General features: G+C 61.0%; 14 protein-coding genes and 5 pseudogenes. 11 read left to right on the top strand and 8 right to left on the bottom strand.

Features of this window, described 5'->3' with window-relative positions; all coding sequences use genetic code 11:
* Positions 1-39 precede the first annotated feature (39 nt).
* Both BFF94_RS35635 and BFF94_RS35630 read right to left on the bottom strand, forming a co-directional pair.
* Positions 40-1,908, bottom strand: a complete 1,869-nt coding sequence (locus BFF94_RS35635) for a tannase/feruloyl esterase family alpha/beta hydrolase (protein WP_128841310.1) — start codon at positions 1,906-1,908, stop codon at positions 40-42.
* A gap of 91 nt (positions 1,909-1,999) precedes the next feature.
* Positions 2,000-3,136: a porin gene (locus BFF94_RS35630; protein WP_128841309.1), complete on the bottom strand. Its 1,137-nt coding sequence runs from the start codon at positions 3,134-3,136 to the stop codon at positions 2,000-2,002.
* 537 nt (positions 3,137-3,673) lie between these two features.
* On the opposite strand from BFF94_RS35630, the gene BFF94_RS35625 reads away from it, so the two are divergent.
* A complete protein-coding gene (locus BFF94_RS35625; RefSeq protein WP_128841308.1) occupies positions 3,674-4,612 on the top strand; it encodes a LysR family transcriptional regulator in 939 nt (312 codons plus the stop codon).
* A gap of 31 nt (positions 4,613-4,643) precedes the next feature.
* On the opposite strand, the pseudogene BFF94_RS35620 reads toward BFF94_RS35625, so the two are convergent.
* The 3 genes and pseudogenes from BFF94_RS35620 to BFF94_RS35610 form a co-directional block, all read right to left on the bottom strand.
* Positions 4,644-4,838: pseudogene (locus BFF94_RS35620) on the bottom strand (Rid family hydrolase); the annotation flags it as partial.
* A gap of 50 nt (positions 4,839-4,888) precedes the next feature.
* Complete coding sequence (locus BFF94_RS35615) at positions 4,889-5,623, bottom strand: IS6 family transposase (RefSeq protein ID WP_128842757.1); 735 nt, start codon at positions 5,621-5,623, stop codon at positions 4,889-4,891.
* A 154-nt stretch (positions 5,624-5,777) separates the two neighbouring features.
* A complete protein-coding gene (locus tag BFF94_RS35610) occupies positions 5,778-6,701 on the bottom strand; it encodes a LysR substrate-binding domain-containing protein (protein WP_128842758.1) in 924 nt (307 codons plus the stop codon).
* A 111-nt stretch (positions 6,702-6,812) separates the two neighbouring features.
* Here BFF94_RS35610 and BFF94_RS35605 point away from each other — a divergent pair, with 111 nt between their 5' ends.
* From BFF94_RS35605 to BFF94_RS35595, 3 genes are read left to right on the top strand one after another with little or no spacing between them, the layout of a single operon-like run.
* Complete coding sequence (locus BFF94_RS35605; RefSeq protein WP_128842759.1) at positions 6,813-8,180, top strand: MFS transporter; 1,368 nt, start codon at positions 6,813-6,815, stop codon at positions 8,178-8,180.
* 45 nt (positions 8,181-8,225) lie between these two features.
* Positions 8,226-9,356, top strand: a complete 1,131-nt coding sequence (locus BFF94_RS35600) for a muconate cycloisomerase family protein (protein ID WP_128842760.1) — start codon at positions 8,226-8,228, stop codon at positions 9,354-9,356.
* Between the two features lie 14 nt (positions 9,357-9,370).
* Positions 9,371-9,670, top strand: a complete 300-nt coding sequence (locus tag BFF94_RS35595; RefSeq protein ID WP_128842761.1) for a YciI family protein — start codon at positions 9,371-9,373, stop codon at positions 9,668-9,670.
* 399 nt (positions 9,671-10,069) lie between these two features.
* Here BFF94_RS35595 and BFF94_RS35590 read toward each other — a convergent pair.
* Positions 10,070-10,201 (bottom strand): annotated as a pseudogene (locus BFF94_RS35590) (ATP-binding protein); the annotation flags it as partial.
* 325 nt (positions 10,202-10,526) lie between these two features.
* On the opposite strand from BFF94_RS35590, the gene BFF94_RS35585 reads away from it, so the two are divergent.
* Genes BFF94_RS35585 through BFF94_RS35570 form a run of 4 tightly spaced genes read left to right on the top strand, consistent with a single transcriptional unit; the run spans position 10,527 to position 16,522 of the window.
* A complete protein-coding gene (locus tag BFF94_RS35585; protein WP_128842762.1) occupies positions 10,527-11,984 on the top strand; it encodes a TackOD1 domain-containing metal-binding protein in 1,458 nt (485 codons plus the stop codon).
* A 2-nt stretch (positions 11,985-11,986) separates the two neighbouring features.
* Entirely contained in the window at positions 11,987-13,327 is a 1,341-nt protein-coding gene (locus BFF94_RS35580; RefSeq protein WP_201260377.1) for a glycosyltransferase family 2 protein, read from the top strand.
* Between the two features lie 10 nt (positions 13,328-13,337).
* Complete coding sequence (locus tag BFF94_RS35575; RefSeq protein WP_219140410.1) at positions 13,338-15,488, top strand: TolC family protein; 2,151 nt, start codon at positions 13,338-13,340, stop codon at positions 15,486-15,488.
* On the top strand, positions 15,485-16,522 hold the full coding sequence (locus tag BFF94_RS35570; protein WP_128842764.1) for an HlyD family secretion protein: 1,038 nt from the start codon (positions 15,485-15,487) through the stop codon (positions 16,520-16,522). Before BFF94_RS35575 ends, BFF94_RS35570 begins: the two co-directional genes overlap by 4 nt.
* A gap of 179 nt (positions 16,523-16,701) precedes the next feature.
* Here the strand turns inward: BFF94_RS35570 and BFF94_RS35565 are convergent.
* A pseudogene (locus tag BFF94_RS35565) lies at positions 16,702-16,811 on the bottom strand (transposase); the annotation flags it as partial.
* A gap of 542 nt (positions 16,812-17,353) precedes the next feature.
* Positions 17,354-17,812 (bottom strand): annotated as a pseudogene (locus BFF94_RS35560) (IS3 family transposase); the annotation flags it as partial.
* Between the two features lie 364 nt (positions 17,813-18,176).
* Here BFF94_RS35560 and tnpA point away from each other — a divergent pair.
* The 3 genes and pseudogenes from tnpA to tnpC all read left to right on the top strand — a co-directional run.
* Positions 18,177-18,560 carry an IS66-like element accessory protein TnpA gene (tnpA, locus tag BFF94_RS35555; protein ID WP_128849925.1) on the top strand — a complete coding sequence of 128 codons (384 nt, stop codon included), beginning with the start codon at positions 18,177-18,179 and terminating at the stop codon, positions 18,558-18,560.
* Entirely contained in the window at positions 18,557-18,904 is a 348-nt protein-coding gene (gene tnpB, locus BFF94_RS35550; protein WP_059671215.1) for an IS66 family insertion sequence element accessory protein TnpB, read from the top strand. The genes tnpA and tnpB overlap by 4 nt, the downstream gene beginning before the upstream one ends.
* A gap of 51 nt (positions 18,905-18,955) precedes the next feature.
* Positions 18,956-20,257: pseudogene (gene tnpC, locus BFF94_RS35545) on the top strand (IS66 family transposase); the annotation flags it as partial.

Below are 20,257 nucleotides of genomic sequence, written 5' to 3'. Positions count from 1 at the left end.
GGATGCGCGCTGCCTGCCCCGCCGCACGCATCCCGTCGCTCACGTTGACTTGCACGAATAGTTCGCCGCGTCCTTGATGGAGCCCGAGCCGTTGTACGTGGCCTTCGTCGGATACATGCAAACCGGCTGGCTCGCGCTGCCGTCCGCCGACGTCAACTCGATGCGAGCCGGCGCGTTCCCGTGCTCGACCCAGTCGACCAGCTGCGCATACAGGTCCTGACGATCGGCATGCGGCAGCGGCACCGTATTGGCCGTCTGCGCGGGGCCGGCCATACCGTTGACGCCACCATACCCGCTGCAATGCCCCATGCCGGGAACCAGGAACAGCCGGTCGAACTGCTGCACGACCGGGATGCCACCCATCCGGCTCGCGACGCGTTCGTAGTAGTTGATGCTGCCCGACGGCGTGATCAGCGGATCGGCAACACCGTGGTAATGCAGCACCTTCGCACCGGCCTTCACGAGCTCCGACAGGTCCGGATTGTCGGTATTGATATTGCCGAACGACGTCTGCAGCGCGATGCCCTGATCGTAGGCGTTCGCGAGCCCGGCATAGCTCAGGCTCTTCCACTTGTTCGCGCCGTTTCCGGTCGCGTTCGTGAAGCCGGCTCCCGCGATCGTCGGATCCTGCAGTTCCAGCGCGACCAGGTCGGTCGAGATACTGAACGGCGACGATCCGGCCAGCGCGCCGGTCAGGGTGCCGCGCATCAGGCCGAACCAGAGCTGATTGCTCGCGAGCGACGTTGCCGTGCCGATGTCCGCAGCCGGGCTCGGCACCGAACCGTCGCGCGTCATCCCGTACCAGGTCTTGTTCATCACCGTCGCTTGTGCGGCCGTCACGCACGCGGCCGTCGTGTTCGTCCCGGTGACGGCACCGATCGTCACGCCGGAGCACAACACGCTCGCGTCCTGCGTCGGGTCGTAGCGGCACTGGGCCGGGTCCGTCAGATAGCCGAGATGCTGGCCGCCGACCGAATCGCACGCACTGACGGCCGCGCCGGACAGCAGCGTCTGCTGCGCGTCGGTCAGTGTCACGCCGCCGAGATCGTTTTGCGCGACAACCTGCGGATAGAGCTCGCCCGTAATGAACTTCGACCAGTTGAACGCAGGCGCGCCATTCAGATAGCCGTCGTAGTCGGACGGGTTGTTCTGCACCTCGTTGTAGCCCTGCCGGCCGCCAGTCGAGCAGCCGTCCCAATATGCATACTGCTGCTGCGTCGCGTAGTACGCGGCGACCAGCGCCTTCGTCTTCAACGCGAGTTCGTGCAGGCTGCGCTGCGCGAAGTCGCCCCACAGCGTCGTGTTGATCGTGCCATCCGGATTCATCGCGAACGAACCGTTCGGGATCGCGTGCCCGGTATCCGTCGTGCCGACCACCGCGCCCTCGGCGGCCGCGATCGTCGCCGCGCCCGGCACGCCGCCGGCGCTGGCGATCTGCGTCGGGTCGTCATACGCGCCGCCTTGCCAGCCGCCGCCGCCGAGATTGTGGATCCGGCGATTCCAGTGCGCAGGCGCGGGCAGCCAGATTTCCATGCCGATGCCCGCCGACGTCGACGGGGCGCCCGCCGGCCCCGCATGGCCGGGGCCCACGTTCAGCTTGACGAGACACAGATCGCTGCCGGCAACCGGCGTCGCGGAAGTCGCGGCCGACGCGGCAAGCACGAGCGGATCGCCGGCCTTGAACGATTTCACCGCAATCACGGTGGTGTTCGCATCCGGCGCGAATCGCGCTTTCATCGTGTCGTTGCATTCCAGCGCGACGGAAGTCGTGCCGCTTCCCGACGCGTCCACGTCGTGATCGTTGCAGCCGGACAATGCCAGGGTACCTGTCGCGGACGCGACCGCAACCGTCACTACGCCCCAACGCCATGCACGGCGACCGCCGTTGCCGCTGATCGTCGATTTCATCATGCCCCTCCGTCTTCTCTCGAGTTATTGACGTGCTTGAAAGCGAACCGGCACACGCCGGTTCGCCTGATGCGGCTTCGAAGCGATCCGCTCAGAACATGTGCCGGACGCCGGCCATCACGCCGACCTGGCTCTGCCCCGGTGCGGGCGTCGTACCGCCCCCGCCGGCACTGATCGTGAATGCGGCGTGCGCGCTGTTGGCGAGGTACGCGCCCTGCAGGTAGACGGCCGTCTGCTTCGACAGAAAATAGGTGCCGCGCAACGCGCCGAGCGTCGCACGCGCGTCCTGGCCCGACACATTGACGTGATAGACGCCGCCGTCGACCAGGAAGGCGGGCGTCACGTAGTAGTTCGCGGTGAGGTAGAACAGGTTCGAGTGCACGTTCGGGCCGCCCAACGAATCGGTGTCGACCCAGCGGCCGATCCAGCCGCCGCCGAACTTCACGCCGAACGCGCTGACGTACCCGTTGACCTGCGCGCGATCGTCCTTGTCGCCGCTCGACGTCAGCGGCATCGGCTTGACGCCGTCGAAGAAGTTCGCGGCCGCCGTCGCACCGCCGCCGCGTTGTTCTTCATACGATGCGGCCGCGCCGAACGACGTCGAATCGTATTTGAGCATCGCCGACCACAGCCGGCACACGGTCGTTTCGCCGGGCGTCGGGCCCGCGCACGTCCCCTGCCCCGGCGAGTTCCCCGTCCCGGCCGAATCGCGGCCGAACGAGTACATCGCGCCGGCCGTCCAGCCGCCGAACTTGCCGCGCCATGCCACGGCATTGTCTGCACGGCCGTTCGGGATGTACGCGTCGAGGGACGGCAGCCCGTAGATGTTCGGGCCGAGCAGGTCGGAATCGAGCACCGCGTAATACGTCATCGTGTACTGGCGGCCGAACGACAGCGTGCCGTACGGGCTTTCGATCCCCACCCAGCTTTGCCGGCCGAACAGCCGGCCGCCCTGCCCCATCGTGCCGCTGCCGACATTGAAGCCGCTCTCGAGCGCGAAGACGGCCTTGTAGCCGCCGCCGAGATCTTCCGACCCGCGCAAGCCCCAGCGCGACGGCAGCTCGCCGGTGACCGAAGGCATACGCACGATGCCTTTCCCTGCGGCATTGGCGTGCGACACATATTCGACGCCCGTATCCACGACGCCATACAACGTCACGCTGCTTTGCGCAAAACCGGCCGTCGCGAATCCGAGCAAAGCCCCGCCTGCGAGATGCTGAAATCTCATTCCGTCTCCAAATTTTTATAGGGGTATTTCCGATTTCTTCGGATAACTGATCAGCCATCCGGAATCGATGAATTCATTCCCGCCGACTCGACACCACGCCCGCCGGTATCCGGCGGTTCGAAACGCAGGGGCTTTTCTGAAGGGCACGACTGGACCGGATCAATGCGGCACGCGCGTCGAGCGCCGACACGTTGTCGCTCGACTCGCCGCCGGCTTCCGGCCGATGGGGAATGTGATCGGGGGGCGTCTCCTTGTTGCGTCGTTCCGTCCGGTTTGCAACCTGTTTGCGGCGATATTAGCGATCACAAAATGACCAGTCCAACACCGAATGGGTATCGGTTCATATCTGACAGGTATGCATGTAGCGATCGCCCTTCTTTGGTGCAGAGATGAGCCATGCAGCACGAATCCCTCTGCAAGCCGAACGAATTTTCAGGAAACAATTGACCGCGCTCGCGTTGATGCTGCCGTAAAATGTGGCTGGCCAATTCACGGCCCCGCGGCTTCATCCCCTCTCACCACTCGACACCAACGAGCATGGAGCTACGCCATCTTCGCTATTTCGTCGCGGTCGCCGAAGAACGCAGCTTCACGCGGGCCGCGCAACGCCTGCATATCGCGCAGCCGCCGCTGAGCCGGCAGATCCAGCAACTCGAGCAACTGCTCGGCGCATTACTGTTCGAGCGCGATGCTCGGCCGCTGAAGCTTACCGAGACCGGCCGCTTCTTCCACCAGCATGCAGTCCAGTTGCTTGCGCAAACGGCCGAGCTCGAATCGATGACGCGCCGCGTCGGCAAGATCGAGCGCAGCCTGTCGGTCGGCTTCGTCGGCTCGACGCTGTACGGGATGCTGCCGAAAGTGATTCGCCGCTATCGCCAGCGGCATGCCGAAGTCGAGCTGAGCCTGCACGAGATGTCGACGATGGACCAGATCAAGGCGCTCAAGGAAGGCCGCATCGACGTGGGGTTCGGGCGCATCCGCCTCAACGACCCGAGCGTGCGCCGCGTCGTGCTGCGCGAGGAGCCGATGATCGCGGCGCTGCCGCTCGGCCACCGGCTGTGCGAAACAAACGCGGCACTGTCGCTGCACGACCTGCTCGACGACACGCTGATCGTGTTTCCGAAGGCGCCGCGCCCGAGCTATGCGGACCAGGTGCTCGCCGCGTTCCACGATCGCGCGCTCAAGCCGGCGCGCGTGCTGGAAACGCACGAGCTGCAGATCGCGCTCGGGCTCGTCGCGGCGGGCGAAGGCGTATCGGTCGTGCCAAAGAGCGTGTACGGTCTCAAGCGCGACGACGTGTCATACCACGAGCTGGATAACGCGGGGCTCGTGTCGCCGATCATCATGAGCATGCGCATGCTCGACGAGTCCGACGACATCGAACGCATGTTGCGGCTCATCTACGATCTGTACGACGAGCACGGGATCGCGTATTTGCCGGCGGCGCAACGCGACGATCCGGCGCCGCACGCGTGAGCGGGCGCCGGACGGCAATGCGACGCCGCGATCAGTCCGCCAGCACGGCCACCGCCTTGATCTCGACGATATAACCGGGCGAACCGCCCAGCATGTGCGCGCCGACCGCCGTCCACGCCGGCTTCGGGTGCGCATCGAGGTAGCGGTCGCGCACCTGCATGAACAACGGCAGGTCGCGCATGTCGGTATGGAATGTCGTCAGGTCGACCACGTCGCTGAACGGCGCTGTCACGTTGAGTTGTTCGCGACGCAATGACGGAGAGGGAGCCCGTTCTCTCAGAAAGCGGACGAGCCTTGGGTGAGCTCAGTGAAGTGACGCCATGCGACAAAGCGCACGGCGAGCTGATTGCGATAAAGGGAGGCGCGTAGCAAATGTCTCTTCAGCGTGAAGTGCTGCCGGATCGGGCCGAAGCTCGACAGGAACGCCTGGGTGCGTTGAGGGACTCGGAAACCACGCATTCGACGCTCGCGTTCCCGCGTGGGCTGATGACTGTTTTCGGCGCGGTTGTTCACCCGGGCGCTGGCTTTGACGAATACATGCTTGACGTTCGCCAGCTCGGCGATTTCGGCTTTCGCGGCCCGATAGCTGCGTAGTTGGTCGGTCACAATCTTGCGCGGTGCTTCGGCACAGGAGGCAAGAACGCGCTTGAAGAACCGTTTCGCCGCGGTTTTGTCGCGGCGCTTCTGGAGAAGAATATCGAGTTCGACGCCGTGTTGGTCGACGGCACGCCACAGCAGCCAGGGTTCGCCGCGCAGCGTCACGAACACCTCGTCGAGGTGCCATGTCGCGCCAGGTTTGCGCCGAGAAACCTTAACGCGATGCGCAAAGCCCGCGCCGAATTTATCGCACCAACGCCGGATCGTTTCATAACTGACCACGACGCCACGCTCGAACAGCAACTCTTCGATGTCGCGCAGGCTCAACTGAAACCGGAAGTACCAACGCACCGCGCAGCTAATGACCGCCGCAGGGAACCGGTGACCGTGATAGAGCGATTTGGTCTTTGTCATCTGGTCATCTTAACTCGACCGCCCTTGCCAACGTGACAATGCCTCCCTCAGTGAAGGACCTGATCGACACCATCATGGATGATGCCGCCACCCTGATCCAGTCGCGTCTGAGACACATGCTCGACGGCCAGCAGCAACCAGCCTGCGCCTGACTTCAACGACGAGCGGGCCGAGCCCGCTTTTGATCGGCTTGCCTGCCCAGGTCGGCGCACAGATCGAGTAAGCGTTGTGTAGCCGGCGCATTGCCGGTCGCTCGAGACGCAACGGCAACGTCGGAGGTGAGCGACGTCTTTTCGAGCGGCACATAAACGACGCCCGGCAACGTCAGCTTGCTGACTGGCTCCGGTACGAGTGCAACTCCTCGCCCCGCCGCGACAAGGCCCACGATCGTCGCAAACTGGTGAGAGCGACTGACGATCCTCGGCTCGAAGCCGGCCGCGCGACACAACTGCAATGCCGTGTCGTAAAACCCTTGCCCTTCTCTCAAGTGTGTTGCGAGAAACGGCTCGTTTGCGAGATCGGCCATTGTCACTCGGTGTTCGGCAAGACGATGCCCTTCGCGCAGGCAAACCACGACGCGCTCCTTTCTCAGCGTGAGCGTTGAGAGGCTGGCCGGCAGATTGTCCACCGGCAGCCGTACCAGTGCAACATCCGCGCGCCCCTCCTCTAGAAGGACGAGTTGCGACTCCTGATCCGCTTCCGTCAATCCGACGGTTACGTCCGGCGCAATCCGCTCGAACTCGTTCAACAACGCCGGAAGGATCCCCGAGTAGGCCATCGAGCTCGCATAGCTCACCTCGATGCGGCCCACCTCGCCGCGCTGGGCGCGTATGGCCACGAGCGCCGCCCTTTCGACCTGGGCGAGCACCCCACGTGCTTCGACGAGAAACTGACTACCCACGTGCGTCAGGCTGACGTTGCGCGGACCGCGCTCCAGAAGGCGTACTCCCAGTTCTTTTTCGAGCCGCTGGATGTGCTGCGTCAAAGCGGGTTGCGCGAGATGGAGCCGCTCTGCCGCACGGCCGAAATGGAGCGTGTCGGCAAGCATCACGAAGGAGCGCAGGCAGCGAAGGTCCATGGTTCATTCTCGGTTACGATCACGATAGCTTATCACTCAGCAGCATATTAATTATTGGACGCAATCGAATCGCTATCACATACTCCAATCGTCAAAGAGGAGACGAATCCCATGCAAACTACACAGGAGACACTGGCGGCCCAAAAAGGCCGGCTCGCCAGCGACGATTACAGTGTTGCTGCGGCGGCTGTAACAGCGAATCCAACGGAAGCAGCGCGTGCGCTCGATCGCAGGATTGCCTGGCGCATCGTGCCGCTCGCCGTGATCGGTTACGTGATCGCCCAGATCGACCGCACGAACGTCGCGTTTGCCAAGCTGCAGTTCATGAGTGATCTCGCATTCGGCGAGGTAGTCTACGGACTTGGCGCAGGCTTGTTCTTTGCCGGCTATTTTCTGTTTGAGATGCCAAGCAATCTGCTGCTGGCCCGCATCGGCGCGCGTCTCACGTTCACCCGCATCATGGTTTTCTGGGGCGCGCTCTCTGTCGGGATGGCGTTCATTTCCACACCAACCCAATTCTATGTAATGCGCTTTCTACTGGGCGTGGCGGAGGCGGGGTTCTTTCCGGGCATCATCCTTTACTTCAGCTTTTGGCTGCCGAAGGAGATTCGTGGGCGCGCCACCTCGTTCTTCGCAATGGGCGCGTCGATAGCGGGCGTCATAGGCAGTCCCATCTCTGGCTGGCTGATGTCGCTCGACGGCTTGCACGCGTTGCGCGGCTGGCAGTTGATCTTCATCTACGAAGGCGTGCCTGCCATTCTCCTGGGCCTCTTCTGCTTCTTCTACGTCGACGACAAGCCGGAACATGCCCGCTGGCTTTCGCGTGCCGAAAGGGATTTTCTGCTCGCCCGCCTCGCATCGGAGGCTCCGTCGCCGCGCGGCGAGCATCGCTCCCTCGCGCAATTGTTCCGCGATCCGAACGTGCTTTTGCTCGCGCTCGCCTACCTATCGATTCTCGCAGGCACCCAGGCAGTCTCGCTCTGGACACCCACGCTTCTCAAGCACTTCGGCGTAGGCGTGACCATCATCGGCGCGCTCGCCGCGATTCCGCCCGCTGTTGCGATCGCTGCCGTCTTCTTCATCGGCCGTAGTTCCGATCGTCATCAGGAGCGCCGCTGGCACTTTGCCGTTTCGATGCTCGCGGCGAGCGCGAGCCTAATGCTGCTCCCGCTAGCTTCGTCGAGCATGTTCTGGACGATGGCTTCGATGTCGGTTGTCGCGGGCGGCACGTGGGCCGCGCTCGCTGTTTTCTGGACCATTCCCCCCGCGTATCTCTCTCCTACCGCGAAAGCAGGTGGAATCGCGTTCATCAGCAGCGCTGGCGCAATTGGCGGCTTTCTGAGCCCTGTCATCGTTGGCTGGTCCGGCGCGATGACGGGCAGCCTCTTTGGTGGACTGGCCGTGATCGGACTCATGCTGGCCCTGTCCGCGCTCGCACTCGCCGTCAGCGTCGGCCGCATCCGCGCGAAATCAGCCTGAACGTTGAATGCTGCAGGCAGCACAAGATCCATTGAAGGTGATTACATGAATATCGTTTCAATCGAATCCATCATCGTCGATCTGCCCACCGTACGTCCGCACAAACTGGCAATGGCGACGATCAACAGCCAGAGCCTCGTGGTCGTACGCGTACGGGATGCGGACGGCAACGAGGGCGTCGGCGAGGCTTCTGTTATCCCACACTACGGCGGCGAAACCGTGGAAGCCATCAAAGCAGTGATCGACGGATACCTCGCTCCCGCCGTCATGGGCTCAAATCCATCCGACCTGGGTCTGCTGCATCAAAAGATGACCGCATCGCTGAAGGACAATCACTACGCGAAAGCCGCGGTTGAGATGGCCTGCGTCGACCTCGCGGCACGCCGTCTCGGCGCGCCGGCCTCGATGCTGTTTGGCGGCGCCGTGCGCGACCGTCTGCGTGTGCTGCTCGTGCTCGGCAACGGCGAGACCGCGCGTGACATCGAACTGGCCGAAGAAAAGCTTACGGCCCGAGAACACGATCTCTTTCTGGTGAAGCTCGGAAAAGGCGAGCCTCGCGACGACGTTGCGCGCGCCGTGGCCATCAAGGCCGCGCTCGGCGATCGCGCCCGCGTGCATGTCGATGCGAACCAGTGCTGGGACGAGGCAGTCGCCACATGGGCGATCGAACGGCTCGAAGCCGGTGGAATCGCCGTGGTCGAGCAGCCGCTGCCTCGCGCGGATCTGGAAGGGATGCGCCGACTGACCGAAAGGTTTGCGATCCCGATTATGGCCGACGAAGCCATCGATACCGTGGAAAGCGCGCTTGATTTCGCACGCTGCCGCGCGGCCGACGCATTCTCGATCAAGCTGACCAAGCACGGCGGCATGCTGCCGACACTCAAGATCGCAACGATCGCCGAGGCCGCCGGCATCTCACTTTTTGGTGGAACGATGCTCGAAAGCGGCATTGGCACGGCCGCTTACGCTCAGCTTTTCGCCACCGTTCAGAAGCTCGACTGGGGCTGCCAGCTATTCGGACCGCTGCTGTTTGCCGATTCGATCACGATCGAGCAACCCCAATACCGCGATTTCCATCTCATGGTGCCGCAAGGCCCTGGCTTCGGCATGCGGATCGATGAGGACAAACTCGGCTACTACCGGCGCGACGGCGGTCAATATCGCCGCGCGGCCTGACTGGAGGACACAACATGCCATATGTAATCGAAACGTGGGACAAGCCCGATTGCCTGCCGCTGCGCATGAAAGCGCGTCCCGACCATCTCGAGTTTCTCGCGGAGCATGCTTCCATGCTGCTCGCTTGCGGCGCGAAGCTAGACGATGAGGGAAAGGACTTAGGCGGCGGTCTCTATGTCGTGGACACAGATATGCGAAGCGAAGCGCAGGCATTCATCGAATCGGACCCGTTCTTCAAGGCGGGGCTCTTCGAGGGGGTGAAAATCACGCGGTGGCGCAAGGCCTATGTGGCTGGGGAGTGCTTTCTCATTTGATGCGGGAGCGGCTATGCGGCGCAGAAAAGCCCAGAGTTAGACTGTCGGCCTTCTTGTCTCCGCATCGCTCTCTGCTGCCCACAGCAATCTTGGCCTGCACGAAAGAGGAATGCAATCGCGTAGACCAAAGTAAAGTTGTCTACATGAACGCCCCCTTTGCGCAAGACTTTCGAGGTTTTGACGAACAGGATGGGTTGCAGCTCTACATTCGGCCTTATTGCAGCCTTGTTCGCTGCGGGCCCCTATGAAATCCGCTGACTCACGCCTCATCCACCGCACGAGCTTTTTCCCCTGACAACTTTTCAGGCTTGGTGAGTCCCGGGTCCTACCCGTTGTCAAACGCATTTGAAATCTGAGCCACTTCGCGCCTGATCGCGCAAAGTAAAACTGAGCCAGTTGTTACCTCTTCGATGATGAAACGTGGCCGGCTTGGCGTTGCTGTTTCAGTCTGTAGCTGTCTCCTTTGATCTGGATGATGTGGGCATGGTGGAGGATGCGGTCGAGCATCGCCGCAGTCAGTGTGGTGTTGCCGTCTCGGCACTACCTTCTCTGTCATGTTTTCCTCCATACAGTCAAAAAATTATCAAACTTCTTGCTGTACGTGGAATCGAGGCAGGATCAACCCGTGCGTGTCGGGCCAACAACGGGCTCATTTGCATTGGAAACGCGCCAAAGGCGCTACACAAGAGCCAGCGCAGACCCCTCGCCCAGGCTCATGTTCCATTGGAAAGCGCTATATTAGTACGATCGAAACATTATTGACATTTCCCGGGCCTGATTTCAAATAAACTCTCTGGTAAGCAGTGTCCCTATATGATACGAGTCTTATCTTGATAACGGTACTCGCCGCGTCTCCATGAAAGCCGGATACGAAGACCCAGATAGAGCCAACAGCGCGCCCGATAAAGGGCCATCGCAGGATGCATTCCCGGATATTCCCCGACGTGCACGCATCGGATTCGCGACCGATATCGCCACCAACGAGGTCATTGATAGTTTCGAATCCGTCGCCGCCTTGCCTGTAGACACGTGCTACTACGACGTAGTACTGATAGACCTGCCTAGCCCCGTTGCTGGGGAGACGCTTCGCGAACTGCGCTCACACCCGGCCTACGGGTTGACGCTCGCGTATTGTTGCCGGGACGAGGATTCAATGTGCGAGGCGCTTGGTGACGGGCCGGCGCCGGACGATCTTGGTCAGCTCGATTGGCTCACTTGGCGCGCCCGTTATCGCGCACTCGGAGAGCGGCGGATTGAGGGGAACGTTGAGGCGCGAGTGTTGGGCTGGCTATGGCTGCGTCCGTCGCGGATGATTCGCGCGGTGAGCGATACACAGGTGCCGCAGCACTACGAATATCCGTTGCTTACCGCCCTGGCGGGCCGGGAAGATGGCAGTGCGTTAGCGATCCTTCAACTGATGATGCAGGAGAGCTACATTGAGGAAGAAGTGCTTGTGGATCGTCTGCGACTGTGCGTTCAGTGCGGCTCGGGGCGGTTGAACTATATTGACATTTGCCCTGAGTGCAAGTCGATCGCCATATCGCGCGATCCGTCGCTTCATTGTTTCGTATGCGGCCATGTCGGACCACAGGACCGGTTTCTCAAACACGGCGTGCTGAATTGTCCGAATTGCCTGACACGTTTGCGGCACATCGGAAGCGATTATGACCGTCCGATCGAGAATTACCGTTGTCGTAGCTGCCACGCGTTCTTTGTCGATGGCGATGTGCAGGCACGCTGCTTGGATTGCGGGCGCAAGCATAATCCAAACGAACTACGTATTTACGAGGTGTGCAACTATCGACTGACGGACGCTGGTCAGCAGTACTGTCGTGCTGGATCTAATACAAACCCACGGGGCAGCATGGGTTTCGATGCGCTCGGATCGGTTAACGTCGCCTTCTTCCACTACCTCCTTCAATGGGTGCTTGACATACAGGCACGCTATGGTGGCCCCTCGTTTGGATTGCTCGGCCTCCGCTTCTTCAATTATTCTTCGGTGCTCGCGCAGCTGGGTGAGCAGCACACCAATCAACTCATGGATAGCCTCATTAAGCGCATGGTTGGCGAGTTGCGTGTCACTGACCGATTCACCCGAACCAACGAAGAATGTCTATGGCTGTTGCTGCCCAGAACTAACCGGGACGGCTTGAACGCGGTCAGGGAAAGACTGCTGAAGCTGAGTGAACTATCTGTAGAGGTAGGCGTGCCTCGACTCGAGTTGCGCGTGATAGTGGCAAGCATGCCGGACGATCTTATTAATCGCGAGGATTCCGAACTGCTGATGGCGCGTCTCGCGAGCGACTTGGGTTGATTATGACCGCTCTCATCGCGTCACTGCATGCTTTCTTAGATGAACTCGCTCGCCTGGAGAGCATGACGCGCATGTTTTTGCAGGTTTTCCCATATTTCATGCTGTTCGAGTTGCCGCTGAATCTGCTGGTCATGGCGGGTGTATTGCGTTGGATTACGCGCAAGTCTATCGGCGCACCGGAGATCAGGCTCTACCGCCCTCGCGTGTCCTGCATCATCACCTGCTATAGCGAGGGAGTCGACGTGCACAAGACGTTAACCAGCCTTGCCGAGCAGATTTATCCAGGACAAATCGAGATGATTCCCGTGATCGATGGCGCGGCCGTAAACCAGGCGACACTTAATGCCGTTCGCAACTTTCATCTGGACAGGCAGCGTTATCCAAATCGCTTCCTCAGGCCGATCGCGAAATGGCAGCGTGGGGGGCGAGTTTCATCATTGAATGCAGGACTGGCCAATGCTCGCGGTGAAATAATCATGGCGCTGGACGGGGATACGTCGTTTGACAATAACATGGTTAGCGCAATGGTGCGCCATTTCGCCGATCCCGACGTGCCTGCGGTGGCTGGCAGCCTGCGTGTGCGCAACGCGAAAACATCTTTAATCACGTCGCTGCAAGCACTTGAGTATTTGCTCTCGATTCACATGTCGAAGATCGGGCTGGCCGAATGGAACGTCGTGAACAATGTTTCTGGGGCGTTCGGCGCCTTTCGCCGCAGCTTTCTCGATCTGATTGGCGGTTGGGACACACACACGGCTGAGGATCTAGATCTTACGCTACGCATTAAAAATTATTTTACTCGTAGTTCGCTACGGATTCCATTCGAGCCTGAGGCCATTGGACATACGGACGCGCCGGTGACCCTGCGCCAATTCCTCAAGCAGCGCTTGCGCTGGGACGGCGACTTATTCTTCCTTTACATGCGAAAGCACAAGCACAGCATTACCCCACGCCTACTTGGCTGGCCGAACTTCCTTATGACGCTCTGGAGTGGCTTCTTCTTCCAGATTGTCCTGCCGTTTATCATCACCGGCTACTGGATCATTGCCGCCGCGACACTGTCGTGGCAAGGGTTGCTGTTGCTATTCTGTCTGATTTACGCACTCTATTTCGCGCTTGCCACGATGTTGTTCGTGTTCATGTTGTTGCTGGTGTCGGAGCGGCAAAGGTCCGATTCCCGGTTGGCGCTCGTGCTGCCAGTCTTTCCTCTCTTCATGATGATGGTACGTAGCTGGAGCGCGGTCGCCGTTCTCAACGACGCGCTGCGCCGCGGACATGAGGAAACTAGCATGGCGCCGTGGTGGGTATTAAAGAGGGCAGTCAAATTCCGGTTCAGAGTATAGGAGAAGTTGTTTGACGGAGATCCGATCCTCTTTCGTGAGGTGCGCAGCGTGGCTGGGTGCGTCGGTCGCCATGGTGATCCACGCTGCATCGTCACACGCTGCACCGCTGCCACTCGAGATGCTCCTGCGTGGAGTCGATGCTGATCCGGCGGTGCAGGCAGAATATGCAAATTTGGATGCTGTGCGCAGTGATTACAGTTCTCGTGTGAGCGAGAAGGGCTGGCAGGTTTTCGCGGGGGGGGGCATTGGCGATTATCATGAACTGGTTGTAGGAGACCAAGTCGCCAACTACTATGGGAGAAATCTGGCAGTCGGAGTGCGCTACCCGCTACTGGGTAGCCTGAAACGTCAGGCAGACGCGGTTTCTGCCAGCGGTTTCGCGATCGAGCGTCAACAGCTTCAGCTCGTGCTGCTCCGTGCGGAGTTTCAGCTGACGTTACGCAATGCTTATGCTGACTGGTGGCGCGCGCAACAACAGCAGGCAGTGTGTGTCCCTTTGCTTGCGGTTGCCGATGAAGCGCTGGGTCAATTGCAACGGCGTAAACAGGCCGGTTGGCTTCTGACCGCCGACGCAAGTCAGGCACACAACGATTGGCGGGCTGTCCTGAAGCCTTGCACGACGACAGCCGATGCCGATTCATACCGCTCGCAGCTTGCCTTGCTCACGCAGATGCCCTTGCCCGCGGACGCGATTGCCGTGGACGAGCCGTTGGCACTGAGTCCGGCTCCTTTTCCTGAATGGCAGGCCGCGATTGACCAGAATCCTCGCGTTGCCAGTGCGGCTGCCCACGTGGACGAAACGCGCGGCGGACGAGACGAGCGCTGGTACGACAATATCGAGTCCAATATCAGCCTCGGCTATTACCTTTCCGAGCGAGCAGGCGTGCCGTACCTCGGGCACTCGCTGGTTATCGGCATTAATTTTTCGATGCCTTTCGATGTGGCCGGCGTGACCCGCAGCCATCGAGATGCCAGTAAGGCGCGCCACATGGCTGCGCTGAACCGCGTCGAGGCGGAGCGCCGCAACCTCCTGGTGCAACTGAGACAGGCCTTACGTGCACACGACGCTGCTGTGCTGAACGCACAGCAAAGCAATTCGCGCTTCTCGACCGCCGTCGAGCGCGTACGTGAGCGTAGCGTGCGCTTGGGTTTGGACGCCGACGCTGCTGTGCTGCAGCGCCAGGCAGCACAGCGTGAATTCTATCAGGCAGCCTTCGCGCGTATTGACGCGTGGCACGACTGGTGGCTTCAGGACGCTGCCTTGCACCTGCTAAGCGACGGCACACCCGAGATCGGAGTATTGCTCGGCAATCGCACGTGGCGCTGGCAAGCGCAGCCTGACGCGCTAGCGCTGCAAGCAGCGCCGGCGGATGTGCCGATCCCGTCTACCTGGGGGCAAGGTACCTACATTTGGAGCAGCGATGTGCTACTCGACCCCGCGCGGCGTTCCGGCGAGTTCGCGGCACTACGAGCGGCAGGCATACAGCGGCTCTACGTGGGGCTGACCGCGGCGCAACTGAAGGATCTCGTGGCGACCAAGGCAGCCTTGCGTACGCTGCTGAAGATGGCGCGCGCACAAGGTATGCGCGTAGATCTGCTGCTAGGGGATCCCGATTGGCTGAATCCGGCACATCGTGACGAGCTGATCGGAGTATTGCGCCGGTTAAGGGATGTGCCGTTTGCGGGCGTTAATCTCGATCTCGAAGTCGAACAGCTGGGTACGCCGGTACCGGATAGCCGGCTCAAGGATTGGATCGACACGACGGCCGCGGCGGCCGCGGCGAGCGCTTGGCCCGTCTCGTTGTCGAGCCACTATCGCTGGTTCCTCGCGCCGGCAGCAGACCGTATCTGCGTGCCCTGCGCGCTGGCGGGTCTCGGTGTGCGCGATGTGAACTTGATGATCTATACCCGGAATCCGCAACGCAGCACCATGCTTGCAAGCGACATTGCGCAGCGCTGGCCGAATCTGCGTTTCAGGGTTGTGCAGAGCGTTGAATCCCAGTTGTCGGTGCTGGAAAGCTGGTGGGGCGTTCCTCACAGTCAGTTGAACGAGCAGATTTTACGGTGGCAGCATACATTGGCTCCGTTCGGAGTCACCGGGATCGATTGGCAAGACTGGCGAGAGTTCCCACGCCAATCAAACGGAACCGAGCGCCCATGAAAATTCGCTTCGATAGCAGTAAGGAACGGAATCCTACGCATGACCAGGGGTTAAAGGTTCAATACGCGCCGAGCCGACGCGCCGCCTTCCGCGTACGCTGGTATTTGATTTTGCTCCTGGTGGCCAGCCCGCTCATCTGGTTCTTGGGCAAAATGATCTATGGCGCTTGGGTAATCGAAGCGCCGGCGCAGCTTGTCGTGCCAATGTTGGAGATTCGCGCGCGAGATGCGGCGCAGGTTGAGCACGTGGTTGTCGTTGCCGGCGATGTCGTGAAGGCCGGGCAACCGCTACTCGAAATGGACAACCCCGAGTGGCGCCAGCGCGTCGGTCAATTGCAGAGCCTGACAGCTATGCGGCCTGCCGGCAAGCCTGCGGGAGCAGGGCTGCGCAGAGTCTTGGTGAGGCAACTGACGCGAGCAACGCAGAAGCTGGCACTGGTGCAAGGCTTGCGAGAGACTGGAGCTGCCACAACGGGAGAGGTGCTGGCGGCCGCTGCCGAGCGGGATCAGCGCGAAGCAGACCTGCTTGCTTACCATGAGCGTCAACAGGCATTGCGTGCGCAATCTGCAGTTGAACATGCCGGCACCATGGAAAAAGCTGAAGAGGTGTGGCTGGCTGGCCGCTTGCAAGGTTTGCGTGTGAAGGCGCCGGAAGATGCCGTGGTGTCAGATGTGCTCGTCAGTGAGAGGGAGAACGTAGGTAGCGGCACGCTACTAATGACACTGCAGCTTACCGCCGCACCCAAGGTGATGATTTATCTTGATCCAGCCGACGCTGCTTATGCAAGGCCGGGCCAAGGGTTGAAGCTGAAATTTCCAGACGGGCAATGGATACCGGCTACCGTGATCAATGCTCCTAGCGACGTCCGTCAATTGCCAGATGCACTGCGGATGCCGTTTGCAAGTGCGCACAACACCCTGCTCGTAGCGGCCGAACTCGACGTTCCAGTTCCGCATGGCTGGCTCGTCAACCGGTTGCCCCTTAACGCGCGCTTTGTCCGTGAACTCTCGCGTTTGGTGCCACACAGGCGCTAAAAATGCTCTGCACAAACCGGAATCAAGTGTGCCGATTGCTTGAGAGGGAACTGAATGCGCTCCGACGTCGCCCCATCAGCCGAGAACGAAGCATCCCGAAGGGCAGCGACCAGCGTTCGCGGCCTCCGCGTACGGCACCCGGCCGGGCCAGAAGCCCGCTCACGTCCCGGTAGCAAACAGTCCGGCGAAACCTCGGTGCCTAGCTCTCGGCCAGAAACGCCTGAATCTCGCGCACGCTCATGCCGCGTGCGTACATGGCGATGATGCGTTCGTCGAAGCCGGTAAAGCGTAAGCGGCTCGGCCGGACCGTTTCCCGATGTCGATTTTTCCAACGCATGATGGGCTCGTTTAGATGTAAGCACACGATCAATACCGTAGCAACGCAGGTTGACGCAGGACGAATCGCGAAGCCTCAGGCTGCGATGCGCTTCTGCATGAATACGCTCAGTGGGTCATTCGTATAATCGCCAAACGGTCCGCAGCGCTCGTACCCTGCCGAGGCATGCAACGTAAGCGCTCGACATGTACCGTCTGTTCGTGAGAACGCGGCATAGGCAATCTGATTCCCATCAGATGTGAACTGAACCCCGAAGGTTGGACTCCGACCTGAAGGGACTATGGGAAAATACACGGACCAAGCCAAGCTGGCGGCCGTCAGAGATTACTGCTCCGGCGAGTCCGGCCTAAAAGCTGTTGCTCAGTAAGCGGCTAGCCAACGCGTCTTGACGAGCGAGTTTAGGCGGCGGTCGAGTGTGGCTGCCAGAGATGCGGCAGTAGCGCATCGATGTCGTTGGCCTTGTGTGACCCTGCCTCGTTTTCACGTACAGCATGTCATGCAGCGGTGCGTAGGGCTTCGTAGTCGACGGGAGTGCAGTAGTCGATCGACGTGTGCATGCGCTGTCGATTGTAATAGCCTTCGATCCAGTCGACGATATCCAGGCGGGCCTGAGCGCGAGTCTCGTAGCGCGTTTGGTAAATGCGCTCCACTTTCAGGGTTTTAAAGAAGCTCTCCATCGGTGCGTTGTCCCATGCGTTTGCACGTCGGCTCATCGAGATCGTCATGCCGAATCCGGCGGCCAGATTCCGATGTGCCCGACTGGCGTACTGACTGCCCCTATCCGAATGCAGCAGTAGTCCAGGCGCGGGCTTGCGTTGTCAGTACGCACTGCGTAGCGCTTGGCAGACCAGATCCGCGTTGATTCGCTCCGACATCGACCAGCCGACGATACGCCGACTGGTCAGATCGAGAATCGCTGCCAGAAACAGCCAACCTTCGCCGGTGGCGACGAACGGGTGAGTAGGCCGGGGGAATTTCCCCCCCAGCCTCTCGCAGAACCGGACGTGAGCCTCTCGACTCATCCGGCTCCCATCATCCAACCGCAGGAAGACATCCCATTCCCCAATGCACGAAGGCAGTCGGGAATCGACGCGCAAGCCGCCCGAGGGCGTGTCTCGCCCGCGTTTTATGGCGAGCAAGAGTCTTGTACTTGCGCATCATCCAGCGCACCAGGTAGTCATTCATGTGTTTCCAGATCACCGACATTGCCGTAAGCACGAGACCAGTACCGTCTTTGAACGCTCGATGGCGAATGCCATGATGTCCGGCGAAGGGCACGAATGACCGGTCGTGTCCACGATAGGAGTTGTGGACAGAATGACTCAGACAGTCGAGATCGCGCCGAAACGGCAAACTCGCCGACATCCGACCGAATGGAAGCGGACAATCGTCGCACTAACCTTCGAGCCTGGTACGTCGGTTGCCCGTGTCGCTCGCGAGAACGGCATCAATGCCAATCAGGTGTGGGCATGGCGCCGCCTCTATGCGCAAGGCCTGCTAACCGATGAAGAGAATCCGGAAACAATGTTGCCGGTTGTTGTCACCGAACCCGCTCTGCCGTCGACAGCGATCGAAGTACCGAGTGCGACCGACACACCAGCCGGCTCGATCCAGATCCAACATGGCAAGACATCGATTCGCATTGAAGGCGCCCCCGACCCCGCCGTACTGCAGTCTGTTCTCGACCGCATTTTACGATGATCGGCCTGCCACAAAACACCAGGATTTGGATCGCAGCCGGCGTCACTGATATGCGATGCGGATTCAATTCGTTGGCTGCGAAAGTACAGACGGTGCTGGAGAAAGATCCGTTCTCCGGACATGTGTTCGTGTTCCGGGGCAAGCGAGGCGACTTGCTGAAGTGTTTGTATTGGAGCGATGGCGGGCTATGTTTATTGGCGAAACGCCTTGAGAAAGGACGATTCGCGTGGCCACGTGCCGACTCCGGTGTGGTCGCGCTGACAACCGCCCAACTGTCGCTCTTACTCGAGGGCTTCGATTGGCGGCAACCGGTCGAAGCCGCACGTCCACGCAGCGCGCTGTAAACCATTGTTAACTGGTGTTCGCGTGATCGTGGGCAGTCGTAAACTGTCCTCATGGAATCGACCTCGACCACACTGCCAGACGACATTGATGCCCTGAAGGCGATGGTCGCCGAGCTGCGCCAGCAGCTCTCGTCGCGCACGCTCGAGATCGAACATCTGAAGCTGACCATCGCCAAGCTGCGCCGCATGCAGTTCGGCCGGAAGTCGGAGAAGCTGGATCGCCAGATCGAGCAGCTCGAATTGCGGCTGGAAGACCTGCAGGCCGACGAAGGCGCAGCCGATATGGTCTGCCGCTCCTGCGGCGCCGCGCGCACAGCGCGAAAGTGTCGGTCGCAAACCGCTGCCTGATCACCTCGAACGCGAAGAGCGCATCCATCTGCCCGCCGGTGACGGCTGTCCGGATTGCGGTGGGCGGCTCAAGCCGCTGGGCGAAGACGTCGCGGAACAGCTCGAGTATGTGCGGGCGCACTTCCGCGTGATCCGTCACCGTCGTCCGAAGCTGGCCTGTGCGTGCTGCGATCGCATCGTGCAGGCGACGGCACCGAGCCGCCCGATCGATCGCGGCATCCCGGGCCCGGCGCTGCTTGCGCACATTGCCGTGTCGAAGTTCGCTTACCACATCCCGCTGCACCGCCAGGCAGTCATGTATGCGCGCGATGGCGTCGAGACCGATCCGGGCGCAATGGGGTATTGGATGGGCAGCATCACGGCGTTGCTCGCGCCGTTGGTCGACGCCGTGCGCCGCTATGCGTTGGCCGGCGGCAAGGTTCACGCGGACGATACGCCGCTGCCGGTACTGGCCCCGGGTAACGGCCGCACGAAGACAGGACGTCTGTGGGTTTATGTGCGAGATGACCGGCCCAGCGCCTGCGAAGAGCCGGCGGCGGTCTGGTTTGCCTACACGCCCGATCGGCGCGGCGAGCATCCGCAACGGCATCTCGCTCACTTCGCCGGCGTACTGCAGGCTGACGCGTTTGCTGGCTACGCCGAGCTATATCGCGGCGGCACCATCCAGGAAGCCGCCTGTATGGCGCACGCGCGCCGGAAGATACACGACCTGCATGCGGTACGTCCCAACGCTGTCACGGAAGAAGCGCTGCATCGGATCGGTGCACTCTACGAGATCGAAGAGCAGATCCGCGACAAGCCACCCGACGAGCGCCGGCGCGTGCGTCAGGCGCGAGCGGTGCCGCTGCTCGACGACATGAAGCGCTGGCTCGACGCGACACTTGCCACGCTCTCCGCGAAGTCGGACACGACCAAGGCGATCCAGTATGCGCTGAACCGATGGTCGTCGCTGATCTATTACTGCAGCGATGGGCGCGCTGAGATCGACAACCTGATCGCCGAGCG

The sequence above is a fragment of the Burkholderia catarinensis genome, from assembly GCF_001883705.2.
In the GTDB taxonomy this organism is placed as follows: Bacteria; Pseudomonadota; Gammaproteobacteria; order Burkholderiales; family Burkholderiaceae; genus Burkholderia; species Burkholderia catarinensis.
The sequence above is the reverse complement of the archived record's forward strand: the minus strand, read 5'-3'. Positions and strand labels throughout refer to the sequence as shown.